We start from the raw sequence: 14,832 nt of genomic DNA, 5'->3' as shown, positions 1-14,832 counted from the left end.
GTAAACCGTTGGACAGACCAGCTACTGAAAAAGTGGGAATAAGATAAGTTTTCTTTAGAGGGAAGTAAAATCCCACATGCGTTCAATCGGCAAAATTACGCCAGATATTCTGAATATCTTCCATCAGAAAGCCGCGGTAGAGTAAAAAACGCTGAATTTTGACTTTATCTGAAAACGCTTGTGGCAGCGGTTCGCCGTATTTACGCGCGGCCTGTTCTCGCGCCATCTCGCACCAGTCGGTGTCGCATTCACGCATCGCTTTTTCGATAGACTCGCGGCCAATGCCCTTCTGGTTGAGCTCCTGGCGAATACGCGCGGGACCGTATCCTTTACGCCCCCGACTGGCAAGAAACCGGGCGGCGAAACGTTCGTCATCCAGATAGCGGTGCTCGTGACACCAGGCAATCACGCGGTCGTAGTCTTCCTTGCTGGCATCGATCTCTTCGGGTCCGTTTTTACTCATCACGGGCGCTGAGAGTTTACGCCGTAGCTCCTGCTCACTGTGGTCGCGCACGGCCAGGATGCGCACGGCGCGATCCAACAGGCGTGAATACGCAGGACGGCGTGATGTGGGTTCGCTCATAAAAATCCTGCTGATTCAGAAATGCAAAAAGGGCCGCATCAGCAGCCCTTCATCGTTAAACGAGAGAATTAAAAGTCTTCGTTGGTGTCTTCCGCATCTGCGCCATCAACCACGAAATCGGGTTTGGAGTCCTGATTATTCAGCAGAAGCTCGCGCACTTTCTTCTCAATTTCTTTCGCCGCAGCCGGGTTCTCTTTCAACCAGGAGATCGCGTTTGCTTTACCCTGGCCAATCTTGTCACCGTTGTAGCTATACCAGGCGCCCGCTTTTTCAATCAGCTTCTCTTTCACGCCCAGGTCAACCAGTTCGCCCAAGAAGTTGATGCCTTCACCGTAAAGGATCTGGAACTCAGCCTGTTTGAACGGTGCGGCAATTTTATTCTTCACAACCTTCACGCGGGTTTCGCTACCCACTACGTTTTCGCCATCTTTCACCGCACCAATTCGGCGGATATCCAGACGAACAGAAGCGTAGAATTTCAGCGCGTTACCACCAGTGGTGGTTTCCGGGTTACCGAACATCACACCAATTTTCATACGGATCTGGTTGATGAAGATAAGCAGCGTATTGGACTGTTTCAGGTTACCAGCCAGCTTACGCATCGCCTGGCTCATCATACGTGCCGCGAGGCCCATGTGAGAGTCGCCGATTTCGCCTTCAATTTCTGCTTTTGGCGTCAACGCGGCCACGGAGTCCACTACGAGCACGTCAACAGCGCCGGAGCGAGCCAGCGCATCACAAATTTCCAGAGCCTGTTCGCCGGTGTCTGGCTGGGAACACAGCAGGTTGTCGATATCAACGCCCAGTTTACGGGCATAGACTGGGTCCAGCGCATGCTCGGCATCAATGAATGCACAGGTTTTCCCTTCGCGCTGCGCCGCGGCGATAACCTGCAGCGTCAGGGTCGTTTTACCGGACGATTCTGGCCCGTAGATTTCAACGATACGCCCCATCGGCAGGCCGCCCGCGCCCAGTGCGATATCCAGAGAAAGCGAACCAGTGGAGATAGTTTCCACGTCCATGGAACGGTCTTCACCCAGGCGCATGATGGAGCCTTTACCGAATTGCTTTTCGATCTGGCCCAGTGCTGCCGCCAACGCTTTCTGTTTGTTTTCGTCGATAGCCATTATTACTCCTGTCATACAGCAAATACGTTACGTATTTACCGGGGTGAATTCTGTTTTGTTACTGCAATTATACTGTATACTCATACAGTATCAAGTCTTTTGTAGAAATTGTTGCCAGAGCGTTTTTAACGCATATTCGGTTGCCTGCCGACGGACGCTTTCGCGATCGCCGCTAAAGCACTCGCGTCGGGTGATGCCTTCACCTTTTACGGTGGCAAAACCGAACCAGACGGTGCCAACAGGCTTTACGTCGCTGCCGCCATCGGGGCCTGCGATACCGCTGATGGAAATCGCATAATCTGCACGCGCTTCTTTCAATGCGCCAATAGCCATCTCAATGACCACCGGCTCGCTGACTGCGCCGTGCTGTTCGAGCGTGGATTCACGCACACCAATCATTTGCGCTTTCGCTTCATTACTGTAGGTCACAAAGCCGCGTTCAAACCAGGCGGAACTGCCTGCAATATCGGTAATCACTTTGGCAACCCAGCCGCCAGTACAGGACTCGGCGGCGGTGAGGGTCGCACCACGCTGCTTAAGCGCCAGCCCTACCACTTCACTAAGCTGCATCAATTCATGGTCAGTCATTATTGCCCCAGGCCTTAGGAATACGTGCAGCACAAGATAGCACTTTCTCATCAGATATGGGGATGAGCTTCAGGTTTTACGAGGGGCCTTCAGAAAAAAGCCGATGCAGGCGCACCGGCGCAGACAACGAATATTACTGACTAAACGGTGAGGCCGCAGGCACCCGCGCCTGCGAAACCGCCAGCCCAAGCTGCCACACCGCCATCGCATAGTGGGTGCTGTGGTTGTAGCGGGTAATAGTGTAGAAGTTCGGCAGACCAAACCAGTACTGGTAGCCTGTGCCAACGTCCAGACGGAGCAGACTCACCTGATCACCATTCGCCAGCGGCTGTGAAGGCGTTAAGCCTGCCGCCGCCAGTTGCGCCACGCTGTATCGGGTTTTGAAGCCGTGTTCCAGGCCGAATGCCTGACCGTTAGCCTGTACCGCGACCATGCCGCCCGGCGTCCAGCCGTGTGCTTTAAAGTAGTTCGCCACGCTGCCGATGGCATCCACAGGATCCCACAGGTTGACATGACCATCTCCATTAAAATCAACCGCGTATTGCTTATAGGAAGACGGCATAAACTGGCCGTAGCCCATCGCACCGGCAAAGGAACCTTTCAGATCCAGCGGATCATCTTGTTCATTGCGTGCCATCAACAGGAAGGTTTCCAGCTCAGAGGAGAAATAGTCGGCGCGTCGCGGGTAGTTGAAGGAGAGCGTCGCCAGCGCATCAAGAATACGGGTTTTACCCATCACGCGGCCCCAGCGGGTTTCTACGCCAATGATCCCAACGATGATTTCCGGGGGTACGCCGTAAACCTGCCATGCACGATTAAGGGCCTCTTCATACTGATTCCAGAACGCTACGCCATTTTGCACGTTGTCCGGGGTAATAAATTGTTTACGATAGCGCAGCCACGCGCCATTTGGCCCGGCTGGCGCCTGGGCCGTTGGCGCCTGGCGCTCCATCAGGCGCAGCACGTAATCCAGACGTTTCGCCTGAGACAAAATTTCATGCAGTTGCTGACGATCAAAACCGTGCTTGCTCACCATTTTGTCAATGAACTGTTCGGCTACGGGGTTATTTGCGAAGTCGCCCCCCATCTGCATTCTATTATGCTGCGGCTCCAGCAAAAACCCTCCGGCAGGCGCACCGACCGTTTGCTGCGCGGTTTCGGTCTTCGGTTTGCTACTACAGGCGGACAGCAGAATAAGCGCAGGCAACAGCGCTGCATAACGACGCTTGAACATGGGACATCCATTTAACGAATTCGATAAGAACCCAGTATGGTAAAGCATCCTCAACACCTCAAGGAAGCGCTACTCACCTCACCCGCTAAATCTTTACGCTCGCCAACATAAATCTGCCTGTTTTTAAGCAAAACCTCTCCTGTATCGCCCTCAATCTTTCAAAACAATCTATTTTTCTTTCATTGTGAGATCTTATTAACACTTTAAAACCTTTCAAATTGATTATTATTAGCTGCAGTAAGAGCAAACAAAAAGACCTGAGGAGAGAAGAATGATAGAAACCATCACCCACGGCGCCGAGTGGTTCATCGGGCTATTTCAGAAAGGCGGAGAGGTGTTTACCGGCATGGTGACCGGGATCTTGCCTCTGCTGATCAGCCTGCTGGTCATAATGAACGCGCTGATCACCTTCATCGGCCAGCACCGTATTGAGCGCTTCGCCCAGCGCTGCGCCGGTAACCCGATTTCACGTTATCTGGTTCTGCCCTGCATCGGTACTTTCGTTTTCTGTAACCCGATGACCTTAAGCCTTGGTCGTTTTATGCCTGAAAAGTACAAGCCGGGTTATTACGCCGCGGCATCCTACAGTTGCCACTCGATGAACGGTCTGTTCCCGCACATCAACCCCGGCGAGCTGTTTGTCTACCTCGGCATTGCCAGCGGCCTGACCACGCTTGGCCTGCCGCTCGGCCCGCTGGCGGTGAGCTACCTGCTGGTTGGCCTGGCGACCAACTTCTTCCGCGGCTGGATAACAGACCTTACTACCGCTATTTTCGAGAAAAAAATGGGCATCCAGCTTGACCAAAACGTCCGCATTTCAGGAGCGACATCATGACCCGCATTCGGATTGAAAAAGGCACGGGCGGCTGGGGCGGCCCGCTGGAGCTGGAGGTCACTGAGGGCAAGAAGATTGTCTATATCACCGCGGGCACACGCCCGGCGATTGTTGACAGGCTACACCAATTAACCGGCTGGGAAGCGGTAGATGGTTTTAAAGAGGGCGAACCACCGCAAGCAGAGATCGGCATCGCGGTGATCGACTGCGGCGGTACGCTGCGCTGCGGCATTTATCCAAAGCGCCGTATCCCGACGGTGAATATTCACTCTACCGGAAAATCCGGCCCGCTGGCGCAGTACATTATTGAAGACATTTATGTTTCCGCCGTAAAGGAGAACAACATTCACCTGCTGGAGGGGTCGTCTGCCGCGCAGAAAACCGAGGCGAAAGCCGCCCCGCGCGATTATGACACCAGCAGGAAAATCACCGAGCAGAGCGACGGCCTGCTGGCGAAGGTCGGCATGGGCATGGGCTCCGCAGTCGCGGTGCTGTTTCAGTCCGGACGCGACACCATTGATACGGTGCTAAAAACCATTCTGCCGTTTATGGCGTTCGTGTCGGCGCTTATCGGCATCATCATGGCGTCCGGCCTGGGCGACTGGATTGCGCACGCTCTCGCCCCGCTTGCCAGCCATCCGCTCGGGCTGGTAACGCTGGCGCTGATCTGCTCCTTCCCGCTGCTGTCGCCGTTCCTTGGCCCCGGTGCGGTCATTGCGCAGGTCATTGGCGTGCTGATTGGGGTGCAAATTGGCCAGGGCCATATTCCCCCGCACCTGGCATTGCCCGCCCTGTTTGCCATTAACGCCCAGGCGGCGTGCGATTTTATTCCCGTTGGGCTGTCCCTGGCCGAAGCGCGCCAGGACACGTTACGCGTAGGCGTGCCGTCGGTACTGGTCAGCCGTTTTCTGACAGGCGCACCGACGGTGCTGATTGCCTGGTTTATCTCCGGCTTTATTTATCAATAAGAGGTTCCTGCGATGAGCGTGATTTACCAAACCACGATTACCCGTATCGGCCAGAGCGCAGCCGAGGCCCTCAACGATCAGATGCTGATTACCTTTCGCGAGGGCGCGCCAGCGGATATAGAAGCATTTTGCTTTATTCACTGCCACGGCGAGTTGCAGGGTGAGCTGAAGGCTGGCAGCCAGCTGGAGCTGGGAGAGAGACGGTATGCCGTCACCGCCGTCGGCGCGGTGGCCGAGCAAAACCTGCGCGAGCTGGGCCACATCACCCTGCGTTTCGACGGCCAACTGCGGGCGGAATATCCCGGCACGGTTCACGTGGATGGCCCGGCTCCGCAGGCCATTATCCCGGGCTGCACATTAACCTTTGTTGCGTAATTAAGGAGAGACACATGAGTCAGGTTGCCGTTGTCATTGGTGGGGGACAAACCTTAGGCGAGTTCCTCTGCCGTGGGCTTGCCGCTGAGGGTTACCGCGTGGCGGTAGTTGATATTCAAAGTGAGAAAGCCGCCCGCGTGGCGGATACCATCAACACCGCGTTTGGTGAAGGGAGGGCGTACGGATTTGGCGCCGACGCCACCAGCGAGCAGAGCGTAATGGCGCTCGCCCGCAGCGTAGACGAGATTTTTGGGCGTACCGATCTGCTGGTCTACAGCGCGGGGATAGCGAAAGCGGCGTTTATCAGCGAATTCGCACTGGGAGATTTCGACCGCTCGCTGCAGGTTAACCTGGTCGGCTACTTCCTTTGCGCACGCGAGTTTTCTCGCCTGATGATCCGCGACGGCATTCAGGGACGCATCATTCAGATCAACTCCAAGTCGGGCAAAGTGGGCAGTAAACATAACTCGGGCTACAGCGCCGCGAAATTTGGCGGCGTCGGGCTGACGCAGTCACTGGCGCTGGATCTGGCCGAATACGGCATCACAGTTCACTCGCTGATGCTGGGTAACCTGCTGAAATCGCCGATGTTCCAGTCCTTGTTGCCGCAGTACGCCACCAAGCTCGGCATTCACGCTGACGAAGTGGAGCAGTATTACATCGATAAAGTCCCGCTCAAGCGCGGGTGCGACTATCAGGACGTGCTGAATATGCTGCTGTTTTATGCCAGCCCGAAAGCCTCTTACTGCACCGGACAGTCGATCAACGTGACCGGTGGGCAAGTGATGTTTTGATCGCGTTTTTTTGCCCCTCTCCCCTCCGGGAAGGGGGGAATTAAATGGAGCTATTTATGGTCACCGCATTAATTACCGTCGCCGGCCTCGCCTGGTGCTGCCAACTGGCATTGGGCGGCTGGCAAATTCATCAATTTAACCGCGCGTTCGAGGCACTGTGTCAGAAAGGACGCATAGGCGTAGGACGTTCCGGCGGCCGCTTCAAACCGCGGGTCGTCGTCGCGATTGCGCTGGATGATCAAAACCGGGTGTGCGATTCACTGCTCATACGCGGTATGACCGTGTTTGCCAGACCAGCGAAAATCCAGGCAATTAACGGCCTGGCATTGCAGGAATTGCAGCCCGATGTGATCTTTCCCCATGATTCACTCTGTCGGAATGCACTATCATTAGCGCTTAAACTGAAACATGGGTAATTTCGTTGTGAACGCTATAAGCTTGCGAAATTATCATTTCGCAACGTAAGGAACGAAGCGCCTATGAAACCACGTCAGCGGCAGGCGGCTATTCTGGAGCATCTGCAAAAACAGGGAAAGTGCTCGGTAGAAGAACTGGCCCACTACTTTGACACCACCGGCACGACAATACGCAAAGACCTAGTATTGCTCGAGAACTCTGGCGCAGTCATTCGAACCTATGGCGGCGTGGTGCTCAACAAAGACGAGGCCGACCCACCTATCGATCATAAAACGCTGATCAATACCCGCCAAAAAGCGCTGATTGCCGACGCCGCCGTAAAATTTATCCATGATGGCGACTCCATTATTCTGGATGCGGGCAGCACCGTCCTGCAGATGATCCCCCTGCTCAGCCGTTTTAATAACATCACGGTGATGACCAACAGCCTGCACATCGTCAACGCCCTGACGGAATTCGACAGCGAGCAAACTATCCTGATGCCCGGCGGCACGTTCCGTAAAAAATCGGCATCTTTTCACGGCCAACTGGCAGAGAATGCCTTCGATCACTTCAGCTTTGATAAACTCTTTATGGGCACCGACGGTATCGACCTGAATGCAGGAGTAACCACCTTCAACGAGGTGTTCAGCGTCAGTAAAGCCATGTGCAATGCTGCGCGGGAAGTGATTTTAATGGCAGACTCCTCGAAGTTTGGGCGTAAAAGCCCCAACATTGTCTGTAGCCTGGAAAGCGTTGATAAACTGATTACCGACGCAGGTATTGATCCGGCGTTCAAAACCGCGCTGGAAGAGAAAGGAATCGATGTGATCGTAACCGGAGAACGAGATGAGTGATTTTCTGTTAAACACAGGCCGCCAGACCCTGATGCTGGAACTCCATGAAGCCAGTCGCCTGCCGGACCGCCTGGGCGAAGATTTTGTTCGCGCGGCAAATACCCTTATCCAGTGCGAAGGCAAAGTGATTGTGGCGGGTATTGGTAAATCTGGCCACATCGGCAAGAAGATTGCCGCCACGCTTGCCAGCACCGGCACGCCTGCTTTCTTCGTTCATCCGGCTGAGGCGCTGCACGGCGATCTCGGGATGATCGAAAGCCGCGACGTGATGCTGTTTATCTCCTACTCCGGCTCAGCGAAAGAGCTGGATCTCATCATCCCGCGTCTGCAGGAAAAATCGGTCGCCCTGCTGGCGATGACCGGTAAAGCTCGCTCGCCGCTGGCGCTGGCCGCCAAAGCCACGCTGGATATTTCCGTTGAGCGCGAGGCCTGCCCGATGCACCTCGCCCCGACCTCCAGCACCGTAAGCACCCTGATGATGGGCGACGCGCTGGCGATGGCCGTAATGCAGGCGCGCGGCTTTAACGAAGAAGATTTCGCCCGTTCCCATCCGGCAGGCGCGCTCGGGGCTCGTCTGCTCAATAAAGTGCACCACCTAATGCGCAGCGGGGATGCCATTCCGCAGGTTAAACTCAACACCAGCGTGATGGACGCCATGCTGGAGCTGAGCCGCACCGGGCTGGGACTGGTCGCCGTCTGTGATGAAAACGAGCGGGTTAACGGTGTCTTTACCGACGGGGACCTGCGCCGCTGGCTGGTGGGTGGCGGCAAGCTGGAACTGCCGGTGTCGCAGGCGATGACGAAAGGCGGGCTGACGCTGAACGCCGACAGCCGCGCCATTGAAGCCAAAGAGGTGTTAATGAAACGCAAAATCACCGCTGCTCCGGTGGTGGATGACAGCGGCAGATTGTGCGGCGCCATCAACCTGCAGGATTTCTACCAGGCCGGGATCATCTAACCCTTCAGGCCCAGACGCTTCGCCAGCCTGTGCAGGTTGGCAACGTCAATTTCCAGCGTACGGGCGCACGCCGCCCAGCTACGGTGGTTCTGCTCCAGCACGCGCACGTCCACCCTTAAGTTGCGATCGTCCCCCACGCGTTGAATATCGCCGTACTGCAATACGCGCAATAATTTGCGCCTGTAAAGAGAGTGACAGTTCGCCAATTTCATCAAGAAACAGCGTGCCGTTATCCGCCATTTCGAACTTGCCGCTGCGGTTGCTGATGGCCCCGGTAAACGCCCCTTTGACGTGACCGAATAGCTCACTTTCCGCCACGCTTTCGGGCAACGCCGTGCAATTGAGGTACACCAGCGGATTCACCGCACGCGGCGAGGCCTCATGAATCGATTTCACCACCAGCTCCTTACCGGTGCCGGTTTCACCGAAATCAGCACGTTCAAATCCGAGGCCGCGACAATAGCTATCTCTTTTTTAATCTGTTCCATGCCCGGAGAAAGAGCAATCATCCCGGCGTGCGCCACCAGCTCAATAGTAACGACGCCTTCGGCCAGCGCTACTATGCCAATATTCTGACTCCGTTCAGCCGTCTGGTGACGCCAAAAATCACCGAGATCCTCGGCTTTAACCTGCCGGTGGAGATGATTACCACCTTCCACGGCGTGGTATGGTGTGAAAACCCAACCCGGATCGTGGCGGTGAAAATGTTCAACGTGGCGCGTAGCGATAAAATCGACATTATCACCAACGTTATACGACGCTGAGCTGGGCGAGCCGCTGCAAGATGTTGTCCCAGGCTCACCGTGGTGCGACGTGCCGGACAACTTCCTTTGCCCGGAGTGTTCCCTCGGGAAAGCGGTCTTTGACGAACTGGCGACGGAGGCAAAATGAGCAACGGCATCGTTATCATCGGCTCGGGTTTTGCCGCCCGTCAGCTGGTGAAAAATATCCGCAAACAGAATGCTCACGTGCCGTTGACGGTGATCGCCGCCGACAGCATGGATGAGTACCACAAACCAGATTATCGGCGGTGGATTGATTGGCACCGAGCTGGCAATGGATTTCTGCCGGGCAGGTAAAGCCATCATGCTGGTCGACCACGCGGCAAGTATTTTATCCGCGCTTATGCCCGCAGAAGTGAGCAGTCGCTTACAGCATCGTCTGACCGATATGGGCATGCATCTGCTGCTGAAATCTCAACTACGCAGCCTGAGCAAAACAGAAACGGGCTTTCGCGCTGTTGAAATCCCTGCCCGCATAATCTTTTGTCTTTTGCCACGTTAGCTTAACGTCAGGATTATTTGTCCTCCGCCCCGCTGTCCCGGGGCTTTTTCATTTGCCCGCGCATAAATACGGAACACCTCAAAAACATCAACCTGTTTTAATCCCTGACTCTGGCTTAACCTGAAAAAGCGTAATTAGCCGGAGAATTATGATGGCCACATTCAGTAAAGAAATTAACTATCTTGCTCACTATTTTAAACAATCCCGTAAAGCGGAACGTATTTTATTTCGCTGGCTTTACCTCAGCCCGGAAGCACGCGTAGCACGCCTGCGCGAATTAATGCTACCGCTGAGCACGACTAAACGAGACTGACGGGTTATGCAGGCCGGGAAAGCGCAGCGCTACCCGGCATAAAACCGGAACCAACCATTCAACAAATCATTATTAATTACATAAAACATTCACCGAGAAAATATAAAGGAGATTAATTTATCCTTCATCACATTTTTATTCCTCGCGCTTTCACATTAATATAAAACCTGTTATTTTCCTTCGTGAATTAAGTCCTCTTTGGAATCCTTTCTCATGAATGCTTTTAGTTATCTGCAGCGTCTGGGTAAAGCCCTGATGCTGCCTATCGCAACCCTGCCAGTTGCGGCCATATTATTACGCCTCGGTCAGCCTGATGTGTTTAATATTCCTTTCATTGCCAGCGCGGGTGGCGGCATCTTCGATAACCTGCCGTTGCTATTTGCCCTGGGCATTGCCATCGGTCTGGCAAAAGACAGCGCGGGGGCTGCGGCGCTGGCCGGTGCCGTCGGTTTTCTGGTGCTCACCAAAGCCACGGCGGTGATCAACTCCTCCATTAACATGTCCTTCTTTGCCGGGATCATTGCCGGTGTGGTGGCAGGTCACTGCTATAACCGCTTCTCGAATACCAAACTGCCAGACTTCCTGGCCTTCTTTGCCGGTAAGCGCCTGGTACCGATAATGACCGGGCTTATCTGCCTGTTTATCGCCTGGATCTGCGGCTACGTCTGGCCCTCCGTACAGCACGGTATTGATACTTTCAGTCTGCTGGTTTCCCGTAGCGGCGAGCCGGGATGGTTTATTTATGGCGTGCTCAACCGCGCGTTGATCCCCTTTGGCCTGCACTACATTCTGCACTCCGTCTTCTGGTTTAGCCTTGGCGACTGCCTGAAAGTGACCTACGATGCCGCCAGCGCGGTGCACAATATTTGTCTGGCGCCTGACGTAGTAAAAGGTCTGGTCGTTGGCGGAGCCGTACCGGGTATCGACGGTTCCAGCATTACGCAGATTGCCACCGATTTAACCCGCGGCGATCTGAACCGCTTCTTCGCCGGTGACCCGCATGCGGGCGTTTACATGGCGTGGGCGTACCCTATCTTTATGGGTGGTCTTCCGGGTGCTGCGCTGGCGATGTATTTTGCTGCGCCAAAAGCACGTCGTTCTGCGGTGGGCGGGATGCTGCTCTCCGTGGCCCTGACCACCTTCCTGACAGGTATCACCGAACCTATCGAGTTCTCCTTCCTGTTCCTGGCCCCAGCGCTTTATGCACTGCATGCGGTTCTGGCAGGGGTCAGCATGGTAGTGGCCAACAGCCTCGGCGTACTGCATGGCTTTGGTTTCTCTGCAGGACTCATCGACTTCGTTCTCAACTGGGGGCTGGCCACTAAGCCGTGGATCTTGATCCCGCTGATTGTCCTGTTCTTCGCTATCTACTTTGTGGTGTTCAGCTTCGCTATTCGCATCTTCAAGCTCAAAACACCAGGGCGTGAAGATGACGACACGGTGACGGGTGATTCAGACGATCAAAGTGACTCTATCACCCAGTACATCGCCGCGTTGGGCGGTAAACAGAACCTGAAAATTGTTGACGCCTGTATCACGCGCCTGCGCCTGACGCTGGTTGACAACAGCGTGCTGGATGAACCGGTGCTGAAGACACTGGGTGCCAAAGGCATTCTCAAAATGGGTACACAGAATGCACAGGTTATTCTGGGGCCTCAGGCTGAAAGCATTGCGCTGAAAATTCGGGCGCAAATGGAAAACTGATAGAGACTCACCCTCTCCTCGAAGAGGAGAGGAGAGGAGAGGAGAGGAGAGGAGAGGATTTTAAAACCGGAATACTTAATTTATCCCACCCTTATTTATTCCGCAAAACCCCCTACACTCTCAGGAGCCCTTTTCAGAAACGGTATTCCGCTATGCGCCAGCTTCAGAAAATCCGCCAGTATCAACGGCTTTATCAGCACTACGGCGCACAGCCAAAGCCCACAACGATTGCTGAAGTTGCGGAGGTGGCATTGTGCAGTGAGCGCCACGCACGCACCCTGTTGCGCCAGCTTGCCCAGAGCGGCTGGCTTAGCTGGAGCGCCCAGCCGGGTCGTGGTCACCGCGCGACGCTGCACTGCATGGCGACCACCAGCGAGCTTAGCGCACCGTTGATGCATGCCTGCCTGGAGAAAGGGGATTATCAGAGCGCATTGCAGCTGGCAGATGGCGATCCGGCCAGCCTGCACCACATCATCACGCCGTTTTTGGGCGGAAAATGGCTTAAGCACCAGCCAACGCTGCGTATTCCCTGGTATCGTCCGCTAACGTCGCTTCATCCGGCGCTGCAGCGCCGCCGTGCCGAGCAGCATATTATCTGCGCCGTACACGCGGGGTTGACGCGATATGCTGCTGGTCAATCTCATCCGGTAGCTGATTTAGCCCACCACTGGGACGCCAGCGAAGACCGACGCTGCTGGCATTTTTATCTGCGCAGCGGCGCGCACTGGCATAACGGGCAGGCGGTGAGTGATGAAGATATTCTGAGCGCGCTCCAGCAGGCGCTGGCGGACCCGGCTCGCAATGCAGGGCTATTGCATATCAGCGAGGCATCGCTTGTCGCGCCCTGGTGTCTGGAAATAACGCTGAACACGCCCGATGCCATGCTGGCGCATCGTCTCGCCCATCACGTCTGTCGTCTGCCCCATCCGCTCCAGCCGGATATCGGTGCCGGACCTTTTGCTATAGCCCACCATCACTCGCACTATTTGCGCCTTGAGCGCCAGCCCTGGTACTTTTCCACGCATCCGCTGCTGCATGCAATTGAGTTCTGGCGAACCTGCACAGGTGCTCAAAAACCGGCGTGGATCACCGTCGGGAAGGGACAAAATGCGCAGCAAGCCATTACGTCCATCAGCGGGGGGTTCGCCTGGTTAATGGTTAACGCCCGGCTACCCGCGCCGCTGGCCGGCTGGCTGCGCCAGGAGATCGGCGCGATTAACCGTCAGCACTTCGCCCACCGGGATGATATTGAGTGCCACACCGAGATCCTGCCCGGTCTTGCAGCACCAGAATGTCAGTACGTCCGGGAGGTCACGCTTCCGGCCACCCTTTCGCTGGTCTGTTACCACACGCCTGAATTGTGCGAACTGACGGGCGCGCTGCAGGTTCACCTGAAAAAGCATGGCTGCGAATTAACCCTAAGCTGGAAAGATCGTGAAGCGTGGCATACGCCTAATGCCCTGACGCAGGCGGATCTCTTGCTGGGGGATTATCTGGCGGGCGAACTGCCGGGCTTTGCCCTTGCGCAGTGGTTTACTGACGAGCCCGCCTGGGCGACCTCACTCGGCGAGGCCCCCTGGCAGGAAGCGAAACAGAGATTAATGGCTTACTGCGAGAGTGAAGAGAAGCTGAATGACCATCTGCCCGCTTTCTTTGGTGCGCTGCTCGAAAGCGGCGCATGCGCGCCGCTGTTTCACTATCGCTATCGCATTAACACGATGGAAAACGTACAGGACATTGTGCTGACTGCCGGCGGCTGGCTCGATTTCACTCGCGCCTGGCTACCGCCCGTTCAGGAACGCACCACCAGCGCGTCGTAGCCGCGCCAGCGATAATTAACCATAGAAACTAACCAACAGGCGACAAACAGCCCCACCACCGCAAAACCGGCGTTGCCAAGATTATCATTGACCGCACCAATGAGATCCCAGACTCCGCCGCTGAGCGCGAATTTGTCCATCAACAGACCCAGCGCTTCCAGCCCGCCGATAAACAGCGCCACCACCACAGAGGTGCCGGTGATGGTCATATTGTAGTAGAGCTTGCGCTGCGGTTTGTTGAATGCCCAGCCGTAGGCCCCGACCATCAGCAAATTATCAAGCGTATCGACCAGCGCCATGCCGCTGGCGAAGAGTGCCGGGAAGATCATAATTGACCACACCGACATTCCGTTTGACGCGCTGGCGGCAGAGATCCCGAGCACGCCCACTTCCGTCGCGGTATCAAACCCGAGACCAAACAGGAAACCGACCAGGTACATCTGCCAGCTCTTGTTAACCAGACGGAACGTTTTGCCAAACAGCCAGTTCATTACGCCGCCCTGCGCCGGCAATGTGATGTCACCCTGCAAAGCACGGCCGTTTTTCAACGCCTGGAAGTTTCGCCAGACCCCGCGCAAAATCACCATATTGACCAGCGCCATCGCCAGCAGGAAGGTCGCTGAAACGGCGGTACCAATCAGGCTACCGGTCTCGTGAAACCATGCCATATTTTTTTGGAACGCCGTGGCGGTTGCAGCAATGGCGATAGAGGCCAGCACCACGATTGTGGAGTGTCCCAGCGAAAACCACGCCCCCACGCCAGACGGGCGTTTACCCTGCTGCATCATCTTACGCGTGACGGTATCAATGGCCGCAATGTGGTCGGCATCCACCGCGTGACGCAGACCGTAGCACCATGCCAGCAGGCTTGCGGCCATCAGCGCCGTGCTGCCGCTAAAGGTTTGCCATGCCCATCCCCAGGCCAGCAGATTAGCCATTACCAGAGCCAGCAGCAGAAGCGCTGCACGAGGTTCATTGCGCATGAGTCGTAACATT

General features: G+C 55.5%; 15 protein-coding genes and 3 pseudogenes. 12 read left to right on the top strand and 6 right to left on the bottom strand.

Features of this window, described 5'->3' with window-relative positions; translation table 11 throughout:
- Positions 1-82: 82 nt before the first annotated feature.
- From recX to mltB, 4 genes are all read right to left on the bottom strand, one after another.
- Entirely contained in the window at positions 83-583 is a 501-nt protein-coding gene (recX, locus tag NL510_RS05955; RefSeq protein ID WP_253382428.1) for a recombination regulator RecX, read from the bottom strand.
- Between the two features lie 68 nt (positions 584-651).
- The gene (recA, locus tag NL510_RS05950) at positions 652-1,710 is read right to left on the bottom strand and encodes a recombinase RecA (protein ID WP_253382426.1); all 1,059 of its coding nucleotides are present in this window, start codon (positions 1,708-1,710) and stop codon (positions 652-654) included.
- A gap of 90 nt (positions 1,711-1,800) precedes the next feature.
- Positions 1,801-2,298 carry a nicotinamide-nucleotide amidase gene (pncC, locus tag NL510_RS05945; RefSeq protein ID WP_253382424.1) on the bottom strand — a complete coding sequence of 166 codons (498 nt, stop codon included), beginning with the start codon at positions 2,296-2,298 and terminating at the stop codon, positions 1,801-1,803.
- 133 nt (positions 2,299-2,431) lie between these two features.
- Complete coding sequence (gene mltB / locus NL510_RS05940; RefSeq protein WP_253382422.1) at positions 2,432-3,532, bottom strand: lytic murein transglycosylase B; 1,101 nt, start codon at positions 3,530-3,532, stop codon at positions 2,432-2,434.
- A gap of 271 nt (positions 3,533-3,803) precedes the next feature.
- Between mltB and srlA the strand changes: the two genes are divergently transcribed.
- From srlA to gutQ, 7 genes are all read left to right on the top strand, one after another.
- Complete coding sequence (gene srlA, locus NL510_RS05935) at positions 3,804-4,367, top strand: PTS glucitol/sorbitol transporter subunit IIC (protein WP_253382420.1); 564 nt, start codon at positions 3,804-3,806, stop codon at positions 4,365-4,367.
- The gene (srlE, locus tag NL510_RS05930; protein WP_253382418.1) at positions 4,364-5,335 is read left to right on the top strand and encodes a PTS glucitol/sorbitol transporter subunit IIB; all 972 of its coding nucleotides are present in this window, start codon (positions 4,364-4,366) and stop codon (positions 5,333-5,335) included. Before srlA ends, srlE begins: the two co-directional genes overlap by 4 nt.
- Positions 5,336-5,347: 12 nt before the next feature.
- Positions 5,348-5,710, top strand: a complete 363-nt coding sequence (gene srlB, locus NL510_RS05925) for a PTS glucitol/sorbitol transporter subunit IIA (RefSeq protein ID WP_253382416.1) — start codon at positions 5,348-5,350, stop codon at positions 5,708-5,710.
- Between the two features lie 14 nt (positions 5,711-5,724).
- A complete protein-coding gene (srlD, locus tag NL510_RS05920) occupies positions 5,725-6,504 on the top strand; it encodes a sorbitol-6-phosphate dehydrogenase (RefSeq protein WP_253382414.1) in 780 nt (259 codons plus the stop codon).
- Positions 6,505-6,560: 56 nt separating this feature from the next.
- On the top strand, positions 6,561-6,920 hold the full coding sequence (gutM, locus tag NL510_RS05915) for a transcriptional regulator GutM (RefSeq protein ID WP_253382412.1): 360 nt from the start codon (positions 6,561-6,563) through the stop codon (positions 6,918-6,920).
- A gap of 63 nt (positions 6,921-6,983) precedes the next feature.
- Positions 6,984-7,757: a glucitol operon DNA-binding transcriptional repressor SrlR gene (gene srlR / locus NL510_RS05910; RefSeq protein ID WP_253382410.1), complete on the top strand. Its 774-nt coding sequence runs from the start codon at positions 6,984-6,986 to the stop codon at positions 7,755-7,757.
- The gene (gene gutQ, locus NL510_RS05905) at positions 7,750-8,715 is read left to right on the top strand and encodes an arabinose-5-phosphate isomerase GutQ (protein WP_253382408.1); all 966 of its coding nucleotides are present in this window, start codon (positions 7,750-7,752) and stop codon (positions 8,713-8,715) included. The genes srlR and gutQ overlap by 8 nt, the downstream gene beginning before the upstream one ends.
- A gap of 80 nt (positions 8,716-8,795) precedes the next feature.
- Here the strand turns inward: gutQ and NL510_RS05900 are convergent.
- Positions 8,796-9,224: pseudogene (locus tag NL510_RS05900) on the bottom strand (sigma 54-interacting transcriptional regulator); the annotation flags it as partial.
- 42 nt (positions 9,225-9,266) lie between these two features.
- Between NL510_RS05900 and NL510_RS05895 the strand changes: the two are divergent.
- From NL510_RS05895 to NL510_RS05875, 5 genes and pseudogenes are all read left to right on the top strand, one after another.
- Positions 9,267-9,606, top strand: a pseudogene (locus NL510_RS05895) (rubredoxin); the annotation flags it as partial.
- Positions 9,603-9,954: pseudogene (locus tag NL510_RS05890) on the top strand (NAD-binding protein); the annotation flags it as partial. The pseudogenes NL510_RS05895 and NL510_RS05890, both read left to right, overlap by 4 nt.
- Positions 9,955-10,147: 193 nt before the next feature.
- Complete coding sequence (locus tag NL510_RS05885; protein ID WP_253382406.1) at positions 10,148-10,312, top strand: hypothetical protein; 165 nt, start codon at positions 10,148-10,150, stop codon at positions 10,310-10,312.
- A 213-nt stretch (positions 10,313-10,525) separates the two neighbouring features.
- A complete protein-coding gene (gene nagE / locus NL510_RS05880; protein ID WP_253382404.1) occupies positions 10,526-12,016 on the top strand; it encodes an N-acetylglucosamine-specific PTS transporter subunit IIBC in 1,491 nt (496 codons plus the stop codon).
- Positions 12,017-12,168: 152 nt separating this feature from the next.
- Positions 12,169-13,836 (top strand): SgrR family transcriptional regulator, encoded by a 1,668-nt coding sequence (locus NL510_RS05875; RefSeq protein WP_253382402.1) that lies wholly within the window; start codon positions 12,169-12,171, stop codon positions 13,834-13,836.
- Here NL510_RS05875 and NL510_RS05870 read toward each other — a convergent pair.
- Positions 13,809-14,831, bottom strand: a complete 1,023-nt coding sequence (locus tag NL510_RS05870; RefSeq protein WP_253382400.1) for a HoxN/HupN/NixA family nickel/cobalt transporter — start codon at positions 14,829-14,831, stop codon at positions 13,809-13,811. The genes NL510_RS05875 and NL510_RS05870 overlap by 28 nt on opposite strands.
- Position 14,832 lies beyond the last annotated feature (1 nt).

It is taken from the genome of unidentified bacterial endosymbiont, from assembly GCF_918797525.1.
Classification (GTDB): domain Bacteria; phylum Pseudomonadota; class Gammaproteobacteria; order Enterobacterales; family Enterobacteriaceae; genus Enterobacter.
This window is presented reverse-complemented; position numbering and strand designations above follow the sequence as displayed.

Excerpts from the sequence above, each read along its gene's own strand:
- NL510_RS05885 (WP_253382406.1), top strand. The coding sequence starts at position 10,148 with ATGATGGCCACATTCAGTAAAGAAATTAACTATCTTGCTCACTATTTT.
- mltB (WP_253382422.1), bottom strand. The coding sequence starts at position 3,532 with ATGTTCAAGCGTCGTTATGCAGCGCTGTTGCCTGCGCTTATTCTGCTG.
- srlD (WP_253382414.1), top strand. The coding sequence starts at position 5,725 with ATGAGTCAGGTTGCCGTTGTCATTGGTGGGGGACAAACCTTAGGCGAG.
- NL510_RS05875 (WP_253382402.1), top strand. The coding sequence starts at position 12,169 with ATGCGCCAGCTTCAGAAAATCCGCCAGTATCAACGGCTTTATCAGCAC.
- recX (WP_253382428.1), bottom strand. The coding sequence starts at position 583 with ATGAGCGAACCCACATCACGCCGTCCTGCGTATTCACGCCTGTTGGAT.
- srlE (WP_253382418.1), top strand. The coding sequence starts at position 4,364 with ATGACCCGCATTCGGATTGAAAAAGGCACGGGCGGCTGGGGCGGCCCG.
- srlB (WP_253382416.1), top strand. The coding sequence starts at position 5,348 with ATGAGCGTGATTTACCAAACCACGATTACCCGTATCGGCCAGAGCGCA.
- gutQ (WP_253382408.1), top strand. The coding sequence starts at position 7,750 with ATGAGTGATTTTCTGTTAAACACAGGCCGCCAGACCCTGATGCTGGAA.
- nagE (WP_253382404.1), top strand. The coding sequence starts at position 10,526 with ATGAATGCTTTTAGTTATCTGCAGCGTCTGGGTAAAGCCCTGATGCTG.
- recA (WP_253382426.1), bottom strand. The coding sequence starts at position 1,710 with ATGGCTATCGACGAAAACAAACAGAAAGCGTTGGCGGCAGCACTGGGC.
- srlR (WP_253382410.1), top strand. The coding sequence starts at position 6,984 with ATGAAACCACGTCAGCGGCAGGCGGCTATTCTGGAGCATCTGCAAAAA.
- srlA (WP_253382420.1), top strand. The coding sequence starts at position 3,804 with ATGATAGAAACCATCACCCACGGCGCCGAGTGGTTCATCGGGCTATTT.
- NL510_RS05870 (WP_253382400.1), bottom strand. The coding sequence starts at position 14,831 with ATGTTACGACTCATGCGCAATGAACCTCGTGCAGCGCTTCTGCTGCTG.
- gutM (WP_253382412.1), top strand. The coding sequence starts at position 6,561 with ATGGTCACCGCATTAATTACCGTCGCCGGCCTCGCCTGGTGCTGCCAA.
- pncC (WP_253382424.1), bottom strand. The coding sequence starts at position 2,298 with ATGACTGACCATGAATTGATGCAGCTTAGTGAAGTGGTAGGGCTGGCG.